Genomic DNA, 22,398 nt, shown 5'->3' on the forward strand with positions numbered 1-22,398 from the left:
GTTTAACTAGCAATGGGGCGAGAGTATACCAATATTTATCATTAATCGATCAATAAAAAGGAGCAACAATGTGCTCCTTTTTCAGTGCGATACCGGACCTGTTGATTTAGTTACTTGGTATGGCAGTACGCCAGGTTTTCCATTCTGGTTTAGCATCTTTATAAAGCAAGAAGTGGCGGTTAGCTTTTGCTTGCGGTGACAGAGGTTGTTTTTCAGGTGTTGCAAAGGCAATCCCGCCTCGCAGCATACTATCAACAGTACCGGTCTGAATGTTGGCACCGGTTAATCCAATCGTTACATCGAGTCCTGAAGCATTCCAGAACACAGTATCAGTACGTACCAGGTGACTATATTCTTGCTCAATCTGAGCATCAATCATCACGCGATCTGCCAGTTCACCCAGTGATACCTTAACGACCTGGCCAACCTGAATATCACGGTAAAGCAGAGGAGTTCCTTCGCTGATTGAATTACGGTCTTCACTTTCTAAGACAAACGTCAAACCAGACTTAACTAATTCGGCCGAACCCAATTTAAAGGTTTGGGAATAATGACCGTCACCAGGTGCAACTGCTATGTAGGTACTAAGTAATGAATCTAAGTTTTTCGAGCCAGTTAAGCTTAGCTTTGGTTTCACCGCCCAGAAGTAACTACCCGATTTTGCCACCACTTCAGCGTACTTGGGGAATAAGCGGGCTTTGATGTTGACATTACCAGTATTGAAATCAGGTTCAATCGTCACCACTCTGCCGATATTCACCCCCAGATAACGAATGTCGGTATTTTCTGATATCGCACGGGCATCGCTGGCTGTCAGGGTAACTAATAAACCGAAGTTCTGTGCCTCACCAAGGCTAGGGTACAGTTTATAACGTGCCCCTGCTTTGCTAGCAACGCCTGGCAGATCGTCAAAGGCAATACCGCCCTTGATCAATGTGCTGATCGGGTCAGCTTTAATTTTTACTCCGGTTAAACTGGCTTCAACCTCAACCCCTGAACGATTCCAGAAGACGGTATCTTTCGAGATCAGGTGGCGGTATTTATTCTCAACCTTAATCGAAATGGTGACACCGTCCCGTGTAAGGGCGTAACCTGCTACCTCGCCAACGGGTAAGTTACGATAAAGGAGAGGGCTGCCTTCCGATACAGGAGGCAGTTCATTTGCAAATAGGGTGAAATTAGCAAAGCCTCTCAGGTTATCGGCCGCAAGCTGAGCCAAGCGCTTATTTTTGTATAAAGGGTAGTTTTTCTGGATTTGCTGTTTACCTGAGGAGGTAAAGCTAATGCCATTACTGATCAGTTGGTCGGCTGGTGGCAGTGATACATTGACACCTTGTGCGCTGATGTTCGCTTCAATACCACCATCGATATAGAAGCGGCTATTTGACCGAACCAGAGCAGTGTATTCCGGCCGCACGATAACATCAAAACGGACTCTATCACCGTCAAACAAGACTTTCTTCACACGGCCCACATCGAGACCGCGATGTTTAAGTTTTGCTCCTCGTTGAATACCAAAGCTGTTTTCCGCGAATAGTGAGAATGTTGCGATGCCGGGCTGCTTCTCTTGCAGAGTGTCTTGTGTAAACGCTTTGAATTTACGAGATTTTTCACCTTCTGCTGGGATCAGGGTGAGGAAGTTGCCCCGGATTAGGTTACTGATGTTCTTCACACCATTTAATGAGACTTCAGCCTCTTCAAGCAGCATGCTGGAACCTGTCGTCAGCAAATCACTCATACTAGGTTCAATTGCAGCGTGAGCAATAACTTTATTACGTTCATCATCTAATCGTAAATCAGAGATCTGACCGATTTGCAGGCCACGGTAAATGATAGGGGCACCGCCGGTACTGATGTTATTGTCGTCGGGTAACTCGATGGTAATAGCAATACCCCGACCCGCCGTATTCAGATCAGGGTAAAGGCGGAATAAGTGGTTAGGTTCAATCGGCAACCCTTCATCGGGAGAATCGAAAGCGATAGCACCGCCAATCATAGCTGAAAGGCTTTCGAACTGAACATCAACACCATTGAAACCAATGTTGGCACTCATACCACTGACATTCCAGAAACGGCTCTTGTTGGTCACGAGTTCAGTATATTGAGGCTGAATTAACACATCGATAAGTACACGCTTTTTGTTATGGCTTAGGGTGTAGTTATAGACCTCACCAACAGGGATCTTTTTATAAAACACCTGTGAGCCAATACTGACTGAGCCCAGATCGGGAGCACGAAGCTGAACGGTCAGGCCGTCACCCAGAGGGGTGTCAGAGGGCTGAGTATCTAATGCGGTAAATTTCACTCTAAATTCCCCTTCGCCGGGCTGCAGAGCGATATAGTTACCGGAAACCAATGCATCAAGACCGGAAATACCGGTAATTGAAGCTTTAGGCTTTACTAACCAGAAGCGAGTATCATCTTTCAGCGTTTGTACTGCCTCAGGGTAGATATCGGCTTCAACATAAATGCTGTGAAGATCTTCCGACAGATTCACGTCACGCACAATCCCGACTTCCAGACCCTGATAACGGATCGTTGTTCTGCCCGCAATTAAGCCTGCAGCATCGTTAAAGTGGATTTGTATGCGTTCTCCGGCCTCGTTGACCGCTTGAAATATGAGCCAGCCAGCCAGAACGAGGGCGAGCAGGGGCAGTAACCACAGCGGTGAAAGCCCTCGATCACGACGAATATCTACCGGTTCTGGTTGTTGGTTATTTTGTCCGTTGTTCATAGTTGTCCCATATCAGACGAGAATCGAAGCTTTCAGCTGCCAGCATCGTTAACACCACCACAACGGCGAAAGCGATGGCACCGGGGCCTGGTGTAAAATCGAGAATTTGTCCGCGGTCGATCAGAGCGACCATCAATGAGATGACAAATAAGTCCATGACAGACCATTTCCCAATCCACTGTATGACGCGGAAAATTTTCATACGATAAAGATGATAAACGCGGCGCTTGAATTGGATGCTAAGCAGGATGTACGCAAGGCCGAGTACTTTTGCCACAGGTACAACGATACTGGCTACGAAGATGATGATGGCAATACCCGCCATGTCATCTCTAATCAGTGACGCGACGCCTGAAAAAATGGTGTCTTCAACCCGTTTACCATTATTGAAGAATATTGAAATAGGATAAAGGTTGGCAGGAAAAATAAACACCGCTGCCGCTATCAGGTAGGCCCAGGTTTTTTGTATTGAATAAGGCAGGCGTATGTGTAGCGAATTACCGCAACGTGTACAGTGCGAGGCATTGGCCTGAGTTAAATGGCATGAATGACAGTGGGCTTCAAGTTCATTGGCTTTATGGTCAGTTTCTGGTTGCCAGGCTTCCCAGTAACGATTGAGGCTTACACGGGTGATCAGCAATGACATGAGAACTTGCAGGATCACCAGGCAATACAGGCCTGGTCCGACATATATATCTGCAATTTCCTGCACTTTGAAACACGAGATCGCCAAACTGACCAGGAAGACATCGAACATCGCCCAATTCTTTAAGTGTTTGATGATCCATAACGAGGATTTAAACAAGCGAAAATGCTTTAACTTTAACCCCAGCTGAGCACTAAAGACTGACAAACTCACCAATAAAGGGGCAATCGAGCTGCAGAAAAGAATGAGAACAGCTACCGCTGGAAAACCCGAAGCTAAAGTCAGGGTGCCTGATGGGAGGGTAGCCGGGATCATCACGCCAAACAGGCGAATAGTTATGAGAGGGAAGATATGTGCCGGAATGAAAAGGATTAAACAGGCGAAAGCAATCGCCAGTTCACCATTGAAATGGCACTCGCCACCGCGATAGAGACGTGTCTTACAGCGGGGGCAATACGCACTCAATCCACTCGGGGCGGCTTGAGGCATAATAGGTAAATCACAGCCAGGGCACCGTCGAGCTGTAGACATGTTAGTTCAATCCCTTTTTACGTACAAAAATCATTACTATTATGGTTATTAATATTTATAAGTTGTTATAAATGAACACTATATTATTTTGTGGTCATTCTGGCTACCGCTAGTTACTATTCTGGTTACTGCTAGTTGCTATTCAGGCGCTGTTAATGAAGGTTCAGACGATTGGACGGAACCATACAATGTTTGGTATAGCCCTTTCTCGTTGACCAGCTGAGAATGCGTTCCTGTCTGGCTAACCTGACCATCTTCGAGCACGTATATTAGATCAGCTTGCTTAACCGCAGATAAACGGTGGGCAACTATCAAGGTTGTTTTGTCAGTTAAAAACTGGTTTAAAGCGGTATGTAACGCAGCTTCAGTCGCGGTATCCAATGCTGATGTTGCTTCATCGAGAATGACAAACTCCGGGTTGGTAAGGATCATTCTTGCGATGGCTAATCGCTGACGCTGTCCGCCCGACAACCGGATACCCTGGCGGCCAATTTCGGTCTCTAAGCCGTGGGTCAGGCGTTGAGTGACATCAGAAAGCTGAGCAATATCCAGGGCTTGCCAAAGTTGCTCATCATTAAAGTCAGCACCTAACGTCAGGTTGTGCCTCAAAGTATCATTAAATAAAACGGGGTGTTGCAAAACAACGGCCATTTTGTCACGTAAGGTTTCATAACCTACATTTTCAATCGGATGGCCATTGATATATATATCACCATGATCTTTTTGATAGATGCCCAGTAACAGCTGGATAAGGGTTGATTTCCCGCCGCCAGACGAACCGACTAAAGCGACACGTTTACCCGCCGGAATGGTTAAATTCAGTCCTCTTAATACTTCCTTATCTTCGTCGTAGGCGAAATGGAGTTTTCTGACCTCAATGCTCAGTGCATCGCCTTGGTGGAACGGGTTCTCTGTTGGTACATGACGCACTTCTTCTTCAAGTGCCATCAGGCTATTCAAACGTTGCATCGCCGCTTTGGCACTGTACCAGGCGAATTGAATACCAAGTAATTCTTGTACCGGGCCCAGCATAAACCACAGATAGCCAAAAACAGCGAACATTTGCCCAATAGTGAGATCGCTAAAAAGAACCATTAGCATTGCAGCAGCACGGAACAGTTCAAAGCCTAAGAGAAAAAGAAGAAATGAAAGTCGTCCTGCTGCTTCTGATTGCCATGCGTATTGATCGGCATTGTGGCGAATATCGCTGGCATTGGATTTAAGCTGGGTAAGAAATTCACGCTCTCGGTTAGCTGCCCGAAGCTGGTATAAACCATCTAATGTTTCGACTAAGCGTTGTTGGAACTTCTCAAAAGCCTGATTTTCTTTCTTTTTAAGGTTTTTAACCCGGTTTCCCATCATGCGCGATGCATAAACAACAAGAGGGTTGATTAAAAGAATGAACAAACCAAGTTGCCAGTTAAGCCATAGCAAAATGATTGCTGTACCAGTGRCGGTGAGTAAGCCAATCAAAAAGCGACTGAGGGTATCGCCAACGAATTTATCGATTGTTTCGACATCAGTAATAAGATGAGATGTAACACCACCACTGCCACGTTCTTCATATTGACGCATACTGATGCGGCCTAGTTTATCGATCAGGTGTTTTCGCAGGTTATAAGTAATGTCTTTTGCTACCAGCGTGAACTGACGACTTTGCAGTATATTCAGAGCCTGACTGGAAATTCGCATCAATACAACGAGCAGGAGAACTAACAGGATATAGCCTGCGGCTTGATGAAGTGATTCTGGCAGCAATAGACTCAGAAACTTAACGCCACCTGCAGGTTTGTTAAGCAAGACCTCATCAACCATCAGAGGCATAAGTAATGGGATGGGTACGCTGATCAATGCGGCGATAAGGGCAATAACATTAGCGACAATTAATCTTGGTCGATGACGTTTTGCTTGCTTTAAAAGCCAAGACCAGTTAATCATTTGATTTGAAGTATTTTTCACGATGATAATGATTCCCATTACTGGTTGGGTTCGCTAGTTTATCGGTAATAAACGGCAATAAATATTGGGAGTAAGCCATGGAAAATAAAAACGCTTTTTATAAAAGACTGACACAACAGGCTATTGCTCTGATCGATGGAGAGCCGGATGTTATTGCTAATATCTCTAATATTAGTGCGTTACTCTACATGGAGTTAGAAGATATTAACTGGGCAGGCTTCTATTTATTAAAAGATGAGCAGTTAGTACTCGGTCCGTTCCAGGGTAAACCGGCTTGCGTACGTATACCGGTAGGGCGCGGCGTTTGCGGTAGCGCGATAGCTGAAAACAGAGTGCTTCGTGTCGGTGATGTACATCAGTTTGAAGGTCATATAGCCTGTGATGCGGTAAGTAATTCAGAAATCGTTATTCCACTCACGGTGAAAGGCGAACTGTTTGGCGTATTGGACATTGATAGCCCAACTGTATCAAGATTTGACCAAAATGATGAAGAAGGTCTAGTTTCTTTTGTTGAAGAACTACAAAAAAGACTCTAATTGTATGCTTTCGGTGGTTTTTCAGCGGTAGGTAACTATAATAGCGACACTATTTATTTTTGATCACAGTACTAACAGCGAGGTTACCTCGTTCGATGTCAGGAAACTCCATGGAAAACTCTGAAAAGTTAACGAACAGTAAAGAAGTTATTGCATACATCGCTGAGCGTTTCCCAAAATGTTTTACTATTGAAGGTGAAGCGAAGCCACTTAAGATTGGTATCTTCCAAGATCTCGCAGCGCGTTTGGATGAAGATCCTAAAATCAGTAAAACACAATTACGTACAGCTTTACGTCAATATACATCTTCCTGGCGTTACCTTCACGGTGTAAAAGCCGGTGTAAACCGTGTTGACCTAGATGGCAATGAATGTGGTGTGTTAGAGCAAGAGCACGTTGACCACGCACAAAAAGCACTGGAAGAAAGTAAAGCCAAAGTTCGTGCCCGTCGTAAAGAGCAGGCAGTGGCTAAAGCTGCAGCGAATAAAGAAGGTGAAGCAAAAGCGGATAAAAATCGCACAAAATCGCTTAAACCTAAGAAGACTAAGCCAAATACGACTAAGCTAAATGAAAAGCCTGCTGAAATCACCCGTGCTCTTACTGCTGACGAAGTGAAAGTTGGCAACGACGTTCGTGTCAATATGGGTAACGGGAACATGCCGGCTACTATCGTTGAAATTAATAAGGACGATGTGCGTGTTCGTTTGACCAACGGTTTAACCATGGTTGTAAAAATGGAGCACCTGCGTTCGTAAAGGAGAATGTTCGACGCATGAACTGTCGATTCCGTTTCTCACTGATCGCTGCTGGCATAATGCTGGCAGCCTCAGCGCAAGCCCTAGAGGCTAAACATTCATTAAGTGACTTGCCGCAGCTTGTGCCCGAAAAGCAACATGCAACAGCAAGCAAAAGGATAGCTTCGCGGTATACACGGTCGCATTACAAGCAATTCTCCCTTAATGATCAATTCTCTGCTGACATTTTTGATCGTTATATCGAAATGTTGGACTTTAATAAGAGCTTTCTAACCGCAGCCGACATTAGGCAATTTGAAAAATGGAAAACCCAGCTGGATGATCAACTCAAAAGAGGAGATACCTCTGGTGCCTTTGATATTTTTAACAAACTGCTACAGCGTCGGTTTGACCGCTATCAGTACGCATTAAGCTTGCTTGATAACGAAATTACTTTCAGTCAACCTGATGATTTCGTTATTGATCGCTCTGAACTTGCCTGGGCAAAAGATCGCAATGAATTAAATGAGATCTGGCGTCAGCGTGTTAAGTATGATGCGCTAAACCTGAAGTTAACGGGCAAAGAGTGGAGCGAAATTAAAGAAACATTGGCTAAACGTTATAACAATGCGTTGAAGCGTTTAACCCAGACTCACAATGAAGATGTATTTCAGATCTACATGAACGCATTTTCCCGTGAGGTTGATCCCCATACAAGCTATCTGTCACCACGAAATGCTGAACAATTCCAGGCGGAGATGAATTTGTCTTTGGAAGGAATTGGTGCTGTACTTCAAGTGGTTGATGAATATACTGTTATTCGTTCCTTGGTTGCTGGTGGACCAGCATCGGCGTCTAAGAAATTGGCCGCTGGCGACAGAATTGTCGGTGTTGCACAAGATGGCGAAGAGGTTGTTGATGTTGTTGGCTGGCGTCTTGATGATGTTGTTCAATTAATCAAAGGTCCTAAAGGCAGTAAAGTTAAGCTTGAGATCCTGCCTGAAGGTAAGAACAAAAAAAGTTACGATGTAACTATTGTTCGCGACAAGATCCGTCTTGAAGATAGGGCTGCTAAATCGTCTGTGAAGAGGGCTCAGGGTAAGAAAATAGGTGTTATTGAAGTACCTAGTTTCTATGTGGGCCTGTCTGAAGATACGAAAAAAGAGATCGCTAAGCTTAATGAAGATCAGGTCGACGGCATTGTTATTGATTTACGTAACAATGGTGGTGGTGCGTTAACAGAAGCAACCGCATTAACCGGTTTGTTCATCAATAGTGGGCCTGTCGTTCAAGTCCGTGATAGCTATGGCCGTGTCAAAGTAAATGGCGATTCTGATGATCGCGTATATTTTGATAGTCCATTAACAGTGCTTATCAATCGATACAGTGCATCGGCATCTGAAATTTTTGCTGCAGCGATGCAGGATTATGGTCGTGCTGTCGTGATAGGGGAGCAGTCTTTTGGTAAAGGTACTGTTCAGCAACACCGTTCACTGAATCATATTTATGACCTGTTTGATAAGCCTTTAGGTCACGTGCAATATACCATTCAAAAGTTCTATCGTATTAATGGCGGTAGTACTCAGAATTTAGGTGTTGTGCCTGATATTGCCTTCCCGACTGCAATTGATCCCGCTGAAACGGGCGAGAGCGTTGAAGATAATGCATTACCATGGGATAGCATTAAGCCTGCTAGTTATCAGAAAGTGTATAACTACTCAGCAGTTCTGCCTCCTCTGAAAGCGAAACATGATAAACGTATCAACAGTGATATGGAATTCCGCTTTATTCTTGATGATATTGAAAAGTATAAAGTTGAAAAAGATATTAATCAGATTTCGCTGAGTGAGAAGCAGCGTATTGCTGAGCAGGAGAAAGAAGATCGTGATCGCTTGGCTCGTTTGAACAAACGTCAAAAAGCGTCAGGTAAGAAGTCTTTTGCTTCTCTGGATGATGTACCAAAAGATTATGAATCACCAGATCCTTATCTTAATGAAGCGGTAGCAATTACAGCGGATTTAGTCAAAACGCAAAGCTAATTCTTTGAGTCGACATATCTATTAGAAACGGCATCTTTTCAGGGTGCCGTTTTTTTTTGAGGCTTTCGCCTTACTTCGATTGGTATTACTCTTGAGACAATTGCATTTCAACTTGTGATTGAAGTCATATTTTAATGCAAAAGAAAGCATTGCAGACTAGGGTTTATATAGGATCTTGTGTGTTGTCTCGGGAGCAGTGCTATGTATAAGTCTCTATTGGTTGCGATTACACTTTACTTCAGCACCTTTAGTTGTCCTTTGTTTGCAGATGATCTTACTGAATTTGATTACCCTTTACTTCTTGGTGACTGGTATTGGTTCAGTACAGCAGAAGAAGGTGTCGAAAGCGAGGGGGCAAGCTATCGTGCAATGAATATAAAATTCAAGTCATCTTATAATTTTGTAATTCGTTTATTGCGAGTTGATGGTACGGTTGATCAATGGGATGGTAAGTACGACATTGATGAAACTAACATCAACTTCTTGGCGAAAGGGCAAGATGAACAGCAACATAGTTATATGCTGAGTTACAATCAGTTTATTTTGGATGGAGCAAGATTTACTAAATTAGCACCGGATAATTTGCCTGGCGAGTGGCGTTCCTCTAATATTTCAGGTAAAGATGTCGGTGAGGGGATAGAGCAGTTATCCATTTCACTACGGCCTGACTTTTTATTTTCAGCGGAAGTTTCTAACTCAGAAGGAAAGAAAAAAGAGCACCGTGGTATTTATTATTTAGAAGATGATCATATTGTTTTGATATACGAAGATGGTCAACAAGACAGTCAATTCCTTTTGGGTACAGATACTCTGACATTAACCAATAAACAGTTTGGTATGGAAGCAACCTTTCAAAGAGAATAATCGATACTACTATTTAATGGCAATTTAAACCGAGACAATGTTTTGAGTAGTAAAAAAGGCTTAGCAAGGATAAGCCTTTTTAACATTAACTGTTTGTCTGTTGATCAATGATTCGCAATTTTGAATGCCTGGCGAAGCTGATTCAAATAAGCTTCATCGCGACATATACTTTTACCCGGTTCATCTGAAATTTTTGCGACTGGTCTACCTTCACATTCCGTTAGTTTTAACACGATATTCAATGTGTCGATGCCGGGTAAATCACAGGTTAACTGGGTACCAACACCAAAGCTGACATTGATACGGTGTACAAAGTGCTTATAAATATTCAGCGCTTTGTCTAACGTTAGACTATCTGAGAAAATCAGCATTTTAGTTTTTGGATCAATTCCGAGTGATTCATAATGCTGGATTGCTTTCTCGCCCCAAGATATTGGATCAGCACTATCATGACGCAGACCAACAAAACGTTTTGACAAACGTAAGTCGAAATCACGCAAAAAAGCATCCATATTTATACAGTCGGTGAGGGCAATACCTAACGAATCTGGGTATTCCTGAAGCCAGCGATTCAATGCAAGTTGTTGTGAATCAGCCAGTTCGCCAGCCAACTGTTGGTGCGCCTGGAACCATTCATGTGCCTGGGTGCCAAATGGAGTCAGGCCGCGAGTACGGGCTAAATGGTAGTTAGAAGTGCCTTTAAATTCAGGCATGTTAGCCATTAAATAGTCAACAACCTGGTGGTGTACGTCTTTTGAAAAACGACGACGAGTACCAAAATCGACTAATGAAAACTGACTTAAATCTATTGCTTCATCGTTATTTGAAGCTTGAGCATTTTGATAAAAACGTTCAATTTTTGTTTTTAACTGACCAATTGCATCAGCCGCTGTTGCTTGCGGATAGCGTTGGGTTGCGCGTATTTCACAGATGATGGCCAGCAGAGGCACTTCCCAGAGTATAATGTCAATCCACTTACCCGTGATTTTAATCGCTAATTGGTCACCTGAGTCATCAACTTCTACCTGCGCACTGTTGAGCGAGAAGGTTTTTAAGTAATTAAGGTAGTCAGGTTGGAAGAAAGAAAGCGTTGATAAATATTCCAGCTCTTCGTCAGAGAAGGATAATGCTGAAACTTGTGCAATTTGCGCTTGGATTTCTTTGCAGTAAGGACGGAGGTCTTCTTGGCTTCGGCAATGAAACTCCGCAACCGCCTCTATATTTGGGTATTGGTGGAAAATCGCTTGCTGCATATGCAGTTTATACGCATCGGTATCAAGCAGGGAGTCGATAACCCCAATGTGTCCTGTGTTATTCATATCTAGTGCTGTTGTTTTTCGCAATCCGGAAAGTTTACATTATTTTCGGTCTAATTTGGCGTAAATCATTCAAATCAGCAAAAAAATATGTGGCGAACACAATATGCAAACCTTGAAAACAAAGAAATTATTCACAATATTTATTTATTGCTGTTTAATTGTGCAACTAAAGCAGCAATCAACTGAATATGTGAGTATGGTTGATATTAATTCTTGTTTGATGGCTGAAAAGCCAGAATAATACGAGTATCGTGTCAGCCGTTTATGATGGGCATACCTTGCTCTGGCGGATAACAAAGGAACAGAAACAATGGCAGAACAGTCTACAGCAGAGCAATCTACAGTCACACAACCAACAGCCAAATACAGAGCCGACTATCGCGCTCCTGATTTCACAATTACTGATATTGCACTTGAATTTGACCTTCATGATACAGAAACTCATGTTGTTGCAGTCAGTCAGATCAAACGTCTGGCCGAGGCAGATGCAGCTCTTGTGCTAGACGGCGATGGTCTTAATCTGGTACGTATTGAAGTGAATGGTAAGGCATGGTCAGATTATGACGAAGCTGAAGCATCACTGACTTTGCGTGGGCTACCTGCTGATTTTGAGCTGACCATCGAAACGAAAATTAATCCTGAAGCCAACACGCTACTGGAAGGATTATATAAGTCGGGTGGTGGGTTCTGTACCCAGTGTGAAGCCGAAGGTTTCCGCCGCATTACTTTCTACCTTGATCGTCCGGATGTATTGGCTCGCTTTACAACTAAAGTCATTGCTGACAAAGGTGAATTTCCTTACCTAATGAGCAATGGTAATCGCATTGATTCTGGTGTTCTGGATAATGGCCGCCATTGGGTGCAATGGCAAGACCCGTTCCCGAAACCTAGCTACCTGTTTGCGCTTGTGGCTGGTGATTTCGATGTGCTTCGTGATAACTACATCACCATGAGCGGTCGTAACGTTGAACTTGAGATCTTTGTCGATAAAGGAAATCTTGATCGCGCTGATTATGCCATGACATCTTTGATCAATTCGATGAAGTGGGATGAAGAACGTTTTGGTCTGGAATATGACCTTGATATTTATATGATCGTTGCCGTTGATTTCTTCAACATGGGAGCAATGGAAAACAAAGGCCTGAACGTTTTCAACTCAAAGTACGTGTTAGCAAATTCAAAGACGGCGACGGATACTGACTACCAGGGCATTGAAGCGGTTATTGGTCACGAATATTTCCATAACTGGACGGGTAACCGAGTAACATGTCGTGACTGGTTCCAGTTAAGTCTGAAAGAAGGTTTAACGGTATTCCGCGATCAAGAATTTTCATCTGATCTAGGTTCTCGTGCCGTTAACCGTATCAATAATGTTCGTATTGTTCGAGGCCCGCAGTTTGCGGAAGATCGTGGCCCAATGTCTCATCCAATCCGTCCCGAAAAAGTGATTGAGATGAATAACTTCTATACTCTGACCGTGTATGAAAAGGGTAGTGAAGTGATTCGCATGATGCATACTTTACTTGGCGAAGATAAATTTCAGGCAGGTATGAAATTGTATTTTGAGCGTCACGATGGAACTGCAGCGACCTGTGATGATTTTGTACAGGCGATGGAAGATGCATCGGGTATTGATTTAACGCTGTTCCGTCGTTGGTACAGTCAATCTGGTACGCCAGTTGTTAGAGTGACGACAGACTATAACGCAGAACAAAAGTGTTACCGCGTCACTGTTCAGCAGCAAACTGCACCGACAGCAGGGCAGGAAGAGAAATTACCACTGCATATTCCGCTTGATGTTGAGTTGTATGATAGCCTGGGTAACGTGATTGAGTTACAGCGTAACGGTATCCCGGTTGAAAACTTGCTTGATATCACAGAAAACGAGCAGGTTTTTGAATTTACGAACGTTAATGAAAAGCCCGTACTCTCACTGCTGCGTGAATTCTCTGCCCCGGTTACTCTTGAATACAATTATTCAGATCAAGAGCTGGTCTTTTTGATGGTGCATGCGCGTAATGAATTTGCCCGTTGGGATGCTGGTCAGATATTACTGGCTAAATATATCCGTAACAATGTTGAACGAGTACAGAACGGCGAAGCCATTGATTTTCCAGCATCTGTCGTGGATGCTTTCCGCGGTGCATTACTGGATGAAAAACTGGATCCTGCATTTATTGCAGAGATGCTGACATTGCCAAGTGAGAATGAGATTGCCGGCTGGTACAAAACGGTTGACGTTGATGCGATCAACATTGTAGTCGGTGAGATCGAGAAGATCTTAGCGACTGAAATGGAAGATGAGTTTACCGCTATCTACCATTCATTAGCGCAAGCTGAATACAATACTTCGCATGAAGCAATGGCTAAGCGCGCATTGCGTAACTGTTGTTTAGGCTATTTAGCTTACACTGAAGCAGGCAATCAGTTAGTCACAGCGCAATACAACTACTTTGATAACATGACTGATACTATGGCGGCGATGTCTGCGGCGAATGATGCTGAATTGGCATGTCGCGAATCACAAATGGCTGATTTTAGTGACAAATGGACGCATGATGGTCTGGTGATGGATAAGTGGTTTATCCTGCAAGGTAAAAACCCGGTTGAAAACTCACTTGAGAACGTTCGCCAAACCATGACCCATCCTGCGTTTGATTTGAAAAACCCGAACCGTACTCGCAGTCTGGTGGCAAGCTTTTGCGCGAATAACCCGGTTCGTTTCCATGCTAAAGACGGTAGTGGTTACCAGTTCTTGTCAGAAATTCTGACTGAGCTGAACAGCAGCAATCCGCAAGTTGCTTCTCGTTTGATTGAACCATTTTTGAAGTATCGCCAATATGACGCGCAGCGTCAGGCATTAATGCGTACAGAGCTGGAAAAACTTGCAAAGCTGGATAATCTGGCAAAAGATCTGTTCGAGAAAGTGCAGAAAGCGTTAGACTCTTAATCGGAACGTTAAGAGAACAAAAGCCTCCGGATTATTCGTCATCCCCGAAATTGCTTAACGCTGATCTTTTTATTATTGATTGGGCTTACTTAAGCAATTATCTGGGATCCATTTTCAGTGAAATTTGAAGGGCTTACATACTAACAAGTTCTTCATCGCTGGAAAATTCCGTGCAGAATGGATCCCAGGTCTATTACTTTCTGTGGGGCGATAAATTGATTACTTCAATCTGATTTTATCTCTCGATGTCAGTATCGGGTCAGCCTGGGATGACGGATTCTGACCGTTTCATCCATTATACTCATTGGGTTTGGGTACGAGTACCTCGTTCCTAGAATCTCGTCTCTAGATACTATTGGCAACTAATGACAACCTACACATTCTCACTCAACATCACCTACCAATCTTTTCTTAATCATTACTCGGGTGCAGCCAGTACTGTCATAGTGGTGACCGATAATGGTCTGAAGCTGCAGCTTCCCGCTTCGCGATTTCGTCCCTTTTTGAGCCAGTTGGGAGTAAAAGGCTATTTTCGAGTGATCGTAAACAGTCAGAATAAAATCGAAATCATAGAAAAGGTTGTATAAGAAAGGGCGGGTGACAGAGCCAGAGATCCGCTAAATCTATCTGTCTGATAATTGGTTAGACCATTTTTTCAGCACTGATTACTTGATAACCATCATTCTCACTATTGCCAGATAGAACAACTAGCCAAAATCTTTACCTTAGTCACATATTCGATTTATTCTTATCTGAACAGTGTAATTAACGTAACCATTTTGCAACAAAACCTCCTACAATAGCTATCACGCTAAAGCGTTCAAACCCCCTATACTTGATTTATAAAACATAATAATGATGGAGCATTCGCTATGACCGCACCCGATCCGATAGTGCCGGTACTGCTAGAGAAAGTGTATGGCTTAATCCAGGATAAGATTGAAGTCCCTCAGCAGTCATTAGTAGAAATTTTCGCTCAACGACTGTTAGGGCAATTAGCTTATGACGATCTGCTTCAACGAAATGAATCTGATTTATATGGTGCCGTATTGAGCCTGTGGCACCATTTAATGCAAAACAAAGCTGATCAAGTTTCGATCCGCGTTTATAACCCGACACTTAGCCGCTACGGTTGGCAATCCACCCACACCGTTGTCGAAATTGTAATGCCAGATCGTCCTTTCTTGGTCGATTCTGTACGTATGACACTTAATCGTCTGGATATTACCAGCCACCTTATGCTCAACGGCCCTTACTTCTTTAAACGAAATGAAGAAGGGGACATTATTGAAGCGTGTGGTAGCGATGGGGATTATCAGACACTGTTCCATATCGAAGTCGACCGTCTTACTGACAAAGCAGAAATGCGGGCGCTAAAAGAAGAACTAGAAAACGTGCTTCATGATGTTGATCTGGTGGTGACTGACTGGCAGGCCATGCAGAACAAAATGCAGGAAATTTCGGATGAACTTAAAACCACAGATTTGCCTGTTGATGATGAGCATCGTGAAGAAGCCATCGAATTCATTGACTGGTTAAATCGCCATAATTTCACCTTTATGGGTTATCACCAATATGACTTAAATGCCATTGAAGGTGACTTTGAACTTCGTCCAACAGATGATAATGGTTTAGGTCTTCTTAGTAAGCCAGATAAAGCTCACGGTCTGTTATTGTCAGATCTTCCCGAATCTGCCCGTATCGAAGCGCGTAAACATGAGCTTCTGATTTTAACTAAGAGTAACACCAAGTCGAAGATCCATCGTCCGGCTTATGTTGATTACATCGGTATTAAGCGCTTTGATAAACAAGGGAATGTGATTGGCGAGCACCGCTTTATCGGTCTTTACGCGTCGACCGCATATCATCAGACCGCGAAGAATATCCCGCTGATCCGAAACCGAGTGGCTAGAATTCTGGATGCGAGTGGGTATTCAGCAGGTTCTCATTCTTGGAAAGCGTTGAACAACCTGCTTGAAACCTATCCTCGCGATGAGCTAATTCAGGCGAATGAGAAAGAAATGCTGGATGTTGGTTGCGGTGTTGTACAAATGCAGGATCGTGACTTACTACGCCTGTTTGTTCGACGAGATCCATTTGGTCGATTCTTCTCTTGCATGGTTTATGTGAAAAAAGAGCGTTATAACACTGAATTACGAACAAAAACGCAGACCATCCTTAAAGACTACTTTGGTTCTGAGCAGTCTGTTGAATTCACGACTTTCTTCTCCGAAGACTCACTGGCGAGAACTCATTATATCGTGCGGGTTGAAAATAATAATTACGATGTGGATGTGAAGGCTATCGAACATAACTTGGTAGAAGCTGCAGCATCTTGGGAAGATCGTTTAAGTAATTCGTTAGTGGCAAACTTTGGTGAAAGCAATGGAATTCCATTAGCGAAGAACTATTCACGCGCATTCCCACGGTCATATAAAGAACAGATGTTGCCTGGGTCTGCTGTCGCAGATATCGAGCAACTTGAAGGGCTGAGTGAAGATAACAAACTAGGCATGCTTTTCTACCGTCCTCAGGAAGAAGCGAATGACTCACGCTTTGTGAAGTTAAAGCTGTTCCATCGTGATGAACCGATCCACTTATCAGATGTGATGCCTATGTTGGAAAACTTAGGATTGCGAGTGATTGGTGAGTCTCCGTATCAAGTGGTTACCGCGAATGGTACGGTTTTCTGGATCCTCGATTTTGCGATGCTTCATAATGCCTGTACGGGGATTGATCTCAGTGAAGCACGCGATCGTTTCCAGGAAGCATTTTCAGCTATCTGGCACGGGACTCTGGAAAGTGATGGTTTCAACCGCTTAGTTCTTTGTGCCGGTTTAACCGGGCGTGAAATTACCATTCTGCGAAGCTATGCGCGCTATATGCGCCAGGTTGGTTTCCCGTTTAGTCAGCACTATATTGAAGAAACATTATCGAGTCATAGTGAGCTTGCCCGTGATTTGGTTAAACTCTTTACGTTTCGTTTCGATCCGATCAATACGCATTCAGAGAAAGCCGAACAAGATCTCATCAAAAAACTGAATAAGAAATTGGATCGAGTCGAAAGTCTTGATGATGACAGGATCATCCGCCGCTACATGGATATGATCCTGGCCACCCAGCGCACTAACTATTATCAGCTTGATGATCAAGGTAGTGCGAAGCCTTGGTTGTCACTGAAACTGCGACCGTCTGAAATTCCTGATATTCCGGCACCTGTACCATTCTTTGAGATCTTTGTGTATGCACCGGATATAGAAGGTGTTCACCTGAGAGGCGGTAAAGTGGCCCGTGGTGGTTTACGTTGGTCAGATCGCCAGGAAGATTTCCGAACTGAAATTCTGGGTCTGGTTAAAGCACAGCAAGTTAAGAATACAGTGATTGTTCCCGTGGGGGCGAAGGGGGGGTTCGTTTGCAAACGCCAGCCACAAATGACAACACGAGAAGAAATTTGGACTGAAGGCCAGCGTTGTTACAAACGTTTTATCCGTGCCCTGCTGGATGTGACCGATAACGTCATTGGTGGTGAGCTTGTGCCACCGGCAAATGTCGTGCGTCATGATGAAGATGATCCGTATCTGGTTGTGGCTGCCGATAAAGGAACCGCAACATTCTCAGATTTAGCGAACTCAGTATCGGATGATTACAATTTCTGGTTAGGTGATGCATTTGCCTCTGGTGGTTCAAACGGTTACGACCATAAGAAAATGGGGATCACCGCGAAAGGTGGCTGGGAATCCGTTAAGCGTCACTTCCGTGAGCTTGGCATTGATTGCCAGACGACTGACTTTACCTGTACGGGTATCGGTGACATGGCCGGTGATGTATTCGGTAACGGTATGTTATTGTCGAAACATACCCGATTGGTTGCCGCGTTTAATCACATGCACATCTTCCTGGATCCAAATCCAGATGCTGCATCGAGCTGGATAGAACGTGATCGTCTGTTCAATCTGCCACGATCCAGCTGGGATGATTATGATCAAAGCCTGATCTCGGAAGGTGGCGGGATCTTCTCGCGCCGCAGCAAGTCGATCAAACTGACACCACAACTTCAGAAACTATTGGGTACGCGTAAACAGAGCCTACCGCCGAACGAACTGATCCGCCTGATCTTGCAAATGGAAGTGGATTTGCTTTGGAATGGTGGTATCGGTACTTATGTAAAAGCACAAAGTGAAACCCACACCGATGTTGGTGATCGTGCTAACGACGGGCTTCGTATCAATGGTGGCGAGCTACGTGCCAAAGTTGTTGGTGAAGGGGGCAACCTGGGTATGACCCAGCTTGGCCGTGTTGATTTTGCCAAAACCGGTGGCCTGGTTAATACTGATTTTATTGATAACGTTGGTGGTGTTGACTGCTCTGATAATGAAGTGAACATTAAGATCTTGCTTAATAGCCTGGTAGCAGCTGGTGATTTGACCTACAAACAGCGTAATGAGCTGCTGGAACGTATGGAGGATGAAGTCGGCGAGATCGTTCTTGATAATGCATACTGTCAGAGTGAGTCTATTTCAGTGACTCAGCAGCAACAGGTACAGTTACTGAAAGAGCAAATTCGCTTCATTCATCACCTTGAGCGTGAAGGAAAACTTGATCGTGCTCTTGAGTACCTACCTGATGACGACACGTTAGCAGAGCGTGAGAAATCTGGGATGGGGCTAACCCGTCCGGAACTCGCGGTGCTAGTGGCATACGGTAAGATGGTACTTAAAGAGGATTTAGTCAGCGATGAGATCGCTAACGATCCTTACCATACCCGTTTGTTGCCGGCTTATTTCCCGAAAGAGTTGCAGGAAAAATACCGTCCGCAAATGGATCAGCATCCGCTGAGACAAGAGTTGATTGCGACTGCGCTGGCTAACCAGATGTCGAATGAAATGGGCTGTAACTTTGTTACCCGCCTGCAGGAAGAGACCGGGGCAACCATGGTAGAAATATCTGCAGCATATTCCGTCGGCCGTAAAGTCTTTAAATTTGATACATTCTTTAACCAGATCCGCGAACTCGATAACGTGATCCCGGCTGAAGTACAGTATGAGATGTTGTATCGCTGTCGTCGTATGCTACGCCGTGCGACTCGTTGGATCTTGCGTAACCGTAGTCGCACAATGGGTATTGAGCAGCAAATTGACTTTTATCTACCTGTTGTGAAAACACTGGCTGACAACCTGGAATGTTACCTCGTAACGGAAGAGGTGGAAGAACATAACGATCAAGCAGCGGTGATGATTGAACAGGGTGTACCAGAAAGTCTGGCTCATAATATTGCCCGGCTAAGCAGCTTGTATTCAGCGATGGATATTGCGCAGATTGCGAAAGAGCTGGATAAAGATATTGATTATATCTCCAGAGTCTACTTCGTCGTTGGTGCCAAGCTGTCCCTGCACTGGTTCTTAAAGCAGGTACACAACCAGCCGGTCGAAAACCATTGGCAGGCACTAGCACGTGCATCTTTCCGTGAAGATCTTGATTGGCAGCAACGCCAGCTTACATCTGCAGTGATTACCAGTTCGCAAGATGGGCAAGAAGCGGAGCAGAGTATTGATAGCTGGATTGATATGAACCAAACTACGATTCAGCGTTGGGATAGCGTGTTAGCTGAGTTCAAAGTGGGTACAACTCATGAGTTTGCGAAGTTCTCAGTCGCATTGCGAGAATTGATGCTGCTTAATTTGAATTGCCGTTCGAATGTATAGCTATACTGTTAATAAGTAATTTGTGTTTAAAAGGCCATTATGTCTTCGGATAGAATGGCCTTTCTGCTATTGAATAAGCATTATTGCCGAAATCGTTTGCGTTAAAAGGTAAACCTGTGAATAATGTCATCCCGTTTACACGGGGCTTTTTTAAGGAGGTACAATGATTTACCGCCTCGCACGATCCGCTATTTTCCAGCTAGACGCAGAAAAAGCACATGATCTTGCTATTCAGAACTTTTCTCGCTTTACCGGCACTCCACTTGATCTTTTCTATCGTCAACATGTTCCCGATCACCCTGTTGAAGTTATGGGCATCACATTCAAAAATCCGGTAGGACTGGCAGCAGGCCTGGACAAAAACGGTGAATGTATTGATGCATTCGGCGCGATGGGTTTTGGTTTTGTTGAAGTCGGAACAGTAACGCCTCGTCCTCAACCCGGAAATGATAAACCTCGTCTTTTTCGTGTTATTCCCGCCGAAGGGATTATCAATCGATTTGGCTTCAATAACTTAGGTGTTGATAACCTGGTTGAGAATGTTAAGAAAGCCAAATATGACGGTGTAATTGGTATTAACATCGGCAAGAATAAAGACACACCGGTTGAAAAGGGCGCAGAAGATTACTTAATCTGCATGGATAAAGTTTACCAACACGCCGGTTATATTGCGGTTAATATTTCCTCGCCAAATACGCCGGGTCTTCGATCTCTTCAATATGGCGAAGCGCTTGATGATCTTCTTGGCCAATTAAAGCTGAAACAAAAAGAGTTAGCGAAGAAGCATGATAAGTATGTTCCGCTGGCGTTAAAGATCGCACCTGATCTTGAAGATCACGAGATTGTGCAAATAGCAGACTCATTGATCCGCAATGAGATTGATGGTGTCATCGCAACCAATACCACGCTTGATCGTGCCTTGGTGCAAGGTATGCCTCATTGTGATGAAGCTGGTGGGTTGAGTGGTCGTCCACTTCAGAATCGAAGTACGGAAGTTATTCGCCTTCTTGCTCAAGCTCTCGATGGTGCTCTTCCTATTATCGGGGTCGGTGGGATTGATTCTGCAGTCTCTGCTCGCGAAAAAATGTTGGCCGGTGCTAAGCTTGTTCAGATCTATACCGGCTTCATTTATCACGGTCCGAAATTAGTTAAAGACATTGTGATTAATATTTAATCAGACCTTGTCAAAAATACATTAAGCGAACACCAAGAAGGGGAATTTATTTCCCCTTTTCTTTTGTAATCATAGCAGTAAAATTCTTCTAAAGTTTTTTCCATATCGTTTGATAACAATATAACGAACTGATTTTGGAGAGTTTACGTGCTAAAACCTAATGACTCATGGAAGTGGTATTACGACCATAAGGATGATTCCCTGATGCTAGATCTAGGGGGCGATATGGTTTTTCGCGTTTCAATTCCGACTAAGAATCTTATTCCCTGCGCGTATGATCAGTGCGTATTTACTGTCGATGATGCGACAGTCTTCGAGACGTATAAAGAAAGTATTTCCCACCTCGATATTTCTGTGCCACGTAAAGCAGAGCTGGCCCTTAATGCCGTAGCCGCAAGTCGTTTCCATAAGCCTATGATGCCTAAAAGCTGGTTTTTTGAAGCCCGGCCGGAAGAGTGTAAACCAGCCAGCAGCGATATTGTTACTCTACAGACTCCTCATGGCACAGCTAAATTCCTTGTTATAGAAAATTGTGGCTGCGCAAGCCTCTGTATGATGACAGAGATTGAGCCTTTAGCCCTATCAAACTCCAAAGAGATGGCGTTCTGCGACACTATTAAGGTGATGAATGACCGTATGGAGCACTATGAGGAAGAGGTTTCGCTTAATTTGGCTTTGGTCGGCTAGCTAACCGCGTATCAATGATCTAAAACACCTAACAGGCAAGGCGTTTGCCCGCGCATTCATTATCCTCAGCTTTCTATACCATCACTTCTAATCTCTATTTTCGCTCCAGTTCCAAATTAATCCGATAGTCTTCTTTTTGTTTTCTAACAAAAGCAGGGAAGAGTCGTGATCAGTTTGCAGTTTTATACCCAAAGCATTTCAAGATGCATGATTCATAGTTTCCAGGAGCTCCCAAGGGGCGAGTTTCAGTGGTTTTTATACTGTGTTAGCCATATTCCCAATAGAACCACTATTCGCTCATATGGCTATTCAGAGAAACTTTTTCTGAAGGTATCCAGCATTTTTTTAGGGATCTGGCAGGAAAACATCAGCTTATTGAATCAAACATAGAAAATGACAGACTCCGATGATTTGGTTCGAGTCGGTATTCTGGTGAATATCTGAACGAAATAAGTGATTTTTATCAAAATTATCCTAAAAGATGATATTTTTTTGTGCCTCTTTTTTGCGTTTTTTGTGAAAA

The 22,398-nt window shown here is 43.8% G+C and carries 13 protein-coding genes; 9 read left to right on the forward strand and 4 right to left on the reverse strand.

Annotation, left to right across the window (positions count from 1 at the left end):
- Window positions 1-106: 106 nt before the first annotated feature.
- From L4D76_RS12415 to L4D76_RS12425, 3 genes are all read right to left on the reverse strand, one after another.
- Window positions 107-2,734 carry a PqiB family protein gene (locus L4D76_RS12415; RefSeq protein WP_428441208.1) on the reverse strand — a complete coding sequence of 876 codons (2,628 nt, stop codon included), beginning with the start codon at window positions 2,732-2,734 and terminating at the stop codon, window positions 107-109.
- Window positions 2,715-3,911, reverse strand: a complete 1,197-nt coding sequence (locus tag L4D76_RS12420; protein WP_428441209.1) for a PqiA/YebS family transporter subunit — start codon at window positions 3,909-3,911, stop codon at window positions 2,715-2,717. The genes L4D76_RS12415 and L4D76_RS12420 overlap by 20 nt, the downstream gene beginning before the upstream one ends.
- 138 nt (window positions 3,912-4,049) lie before the next feature.
- The gene (locus L4D76_RS12425; protein ID WP_428441270.1) at window positions 4,050-5,849 is read right to left on the reverse strand and encodes an ABC transporter ATP-binding protein; all 1,800 of its coding nucleotides are present in this window, start codon (window positions 5,847-5,849) and stop codon (window positions 4,050-4,052) included.
- A 98-nt stretch (window positions 5,850-5,947) separates the two neighbouring features.
- Here L4D76_RS12425 and L4D76_RS12430 point away from each other — a divergent pair, with 98 nt between their 5' ends.
- The 4 genes from L4D76_RS12430 (at window position 5,948) to L4D76_RS12445 (ending at window position 10,043) form a co-directional block, all read left to right on the forward strand.
- Entirely contained in the window at window positions 5,948-6,406 is a 459-nt protein-coding gene (locus tag L4D76_RS12430; protein ID WP_428441210.1) for a GAF domain-containing protein, read from the forward strand.
- Window positions 6,407-6,516: 110 nt separating this feature from the next.
- A complete protein-coding gene (gene proQ, locus L4D76_RS12435) occupies window positions 6,517-7,161 on the forward strand; it encodes an RNA chaperone ProQ (RefSeq protein ID WP_428441211.1) in 645 nt (214 codons plus the stop codon).
- 17 nt (window positions 7,162-7,178) lie between these two features.
- Entirely contained in the window at window positions 7,179-9,179 is a 2,001-nt protein-coding gene (gene prc, locus L4D76_RS12440) for a carboxy terminal-processing peptidase (protein WP_428441212.1), read from the forward strand.
- A 201-nt stretch (window positions 9,180-9,380) separates the two neighbouring features.
- Window positions 9,381-10,043 (forward strand): lipocalin family protein, encoded by a 663-nt coding sequence (locus tag L4D76_RS12445; protein WP_428441213.1) that lies wholly within the window; start codon window positions 9,381-9,383, stop codon window positions 10,041-10,043.
- 104 nt (window positions 10,044-10,147) lie between these two features.
- Here the strand turns inward: L4D76_RS12445 and pncB are convergent, their stop codons facing one another.
- Window positions 10,148-11,362 (reverse strand): nicotinate phosphoribosyltransferase, encoded by a 1,215-nt coding sequence (pncB, locus tag L4D76_RS12450; protein ID WP_428441214.1) that lies wholly within the window; start codon window positions 11,360-11,362, stop codon window positions 10,148-10,150.
- Between the two features lie 310 nt (window positions 11,363-11,672).
- Between pncB and pepN the strand changes: the two genes are divergently transcribed.
- The 5 genes from pepN (at window position 11,673) to L4D76_RS12475 (ending at window position 21,875) form a co-directional block, all read left to right on the forward strand.
- Complete coding sequence (gene pepN, locus L4D76_RS12455) at window positions 11,673-14,312, forward strand: aminopeptidase N (RefSeq protein WP_428441215.1); 2,640 nt, start codon at window positions 11,673-11,675, stop codon at window positions 14,310-14,312.
- Between the two features lie 365 nt (window positions 14,313-14,677).
- Complete coding sequence (locus L4D76_RS12460; RefSeq protein WP_428441216.1) at window positions 14,678-14,899, forward strand: DUF2835 domain-containing protein; 222 nt, start codon at window positions 14,678-14,680, stop codon at window positions 14,897-14,899.
- A 285-nt stretch (window positions 14,900-15,184) separates the two neighbouring features.
- Window positions 15,185-20,014 (forward strand): NAD-glutamate dehydrogenase, encoded by a 4,830-nt coding sequence (locus tag L4D76_RS12465; RefSeq protein ID WP_428441217.1) that lies wholly within the window; start codon window positions 15,185-15,187, stop codon window positions 20,012-20,014.
- Between the two features lie 163 nt (window positions 20,015-20,177).
- The gene (pyrD, locus tag L4D76_RS12470; protein WP_428441218.1) at window positions 20,178-21,188 is read left to right on the forward strand and encodes a quinone-dependent dihydroorotate dehydrogenase; all 1,011 of its coding nucleotides are present in this window, start codon (window positions 20,178-20,180) and stop codon (window positions 21,186-21,188) included.
- 147 nt (window positions 21,189-21,335) lie between these two features.
- Window positions 21,336-21,875, forward strand: a complete 540-nt coding sequence (locus L4D76_RS12475) for a cell division protein ZapC (protein ID WP_428441219.1) — start codon at window positions 21,336-21,338, stop codon at window positions 21,873-21,875.
- Window positions 21,876-22,398 lie beyond the last annotated feature (523 nt).

Source organism: Photobacterium sagamiensis (assembly GCF_050337085.1).
GTDB lineage: Bacteria > Pseudomonadota > Gammaproteobacteria > Enterobacterales > Vibrionaceae > Photobacterium > Photobacterium sagamiensis.

Coding starts and splice junctions, on each gene's coding strand:
- L4D76_RS12415 (WP_428441208.1), bottom strand. CDS start 2,734: ATGAACAACGGACAAAATAACCAACAACCAGAACCGGTAGATATTCGT.
- L4D76_RS12420 (WP_428441209.1), bottom strand. CDS start 3,911: ATGTCTACAGCTCGACGGTGCCCTGGCTGTGATTTACCTATTATGCCT.
- L4D76_RS12430 (WP_428441210.1), top strand. CDS start 5,948: ATGGAAAATAAAAACGCTTTTTATAAAAGACTGACACAACAGGCTATT.
- proQ (WP_428441211.1), top strand. CDS start 6,517: ATGGAAAACTCTGAAAAGTTAACGAACAGTAAAGAAGTTATTGCATAC.
- prc (WP_428441212.1), top strand. CDS start 7,179: ATGAACTGTCGATTCCGTTTCTCACTGATCGCTGCTGGCATAATGCTG.
- L4D76_RS12445 (WP_428441213.1), top strand. CDS start 9,381: ATGTATAAGTCTCTATTGGTTGCGATTACACTTTACTTCAGCACCTTT.
- pncB (WP_428441214.1), bottom strand. CDS start 11,362: ATGAATAACACAGGACACATTGGGGTTATCGACTCCCTGCTTGATACC.
- pepN (WP_428441215.1), top strand. CDS start 11,673: ATGGCAGAACAGTCTACAGCAGAGCAATCTACAGTCACACAACCAACA.
- L4D76_RS12460 (WP_428441216.1), top strand. CDS start 14,678: ATGACAACCTACACATTCTCACTCAACATCACCTACCAATCTTTTCTT.
- L4D76_RS12465 (WP_428441217.1), top strand. CDS start 15,185: ATGACCGCACCCGATCCGATAGTGCCGGTACTGCTAGAGAAAGTGTAT.
- pyrD (WP_428441218.1), top strand. CDS start 20,178: ATGATTTACCGCCTCGCACGATCCGCTATTTTCCAGCTAGACGCAGAA.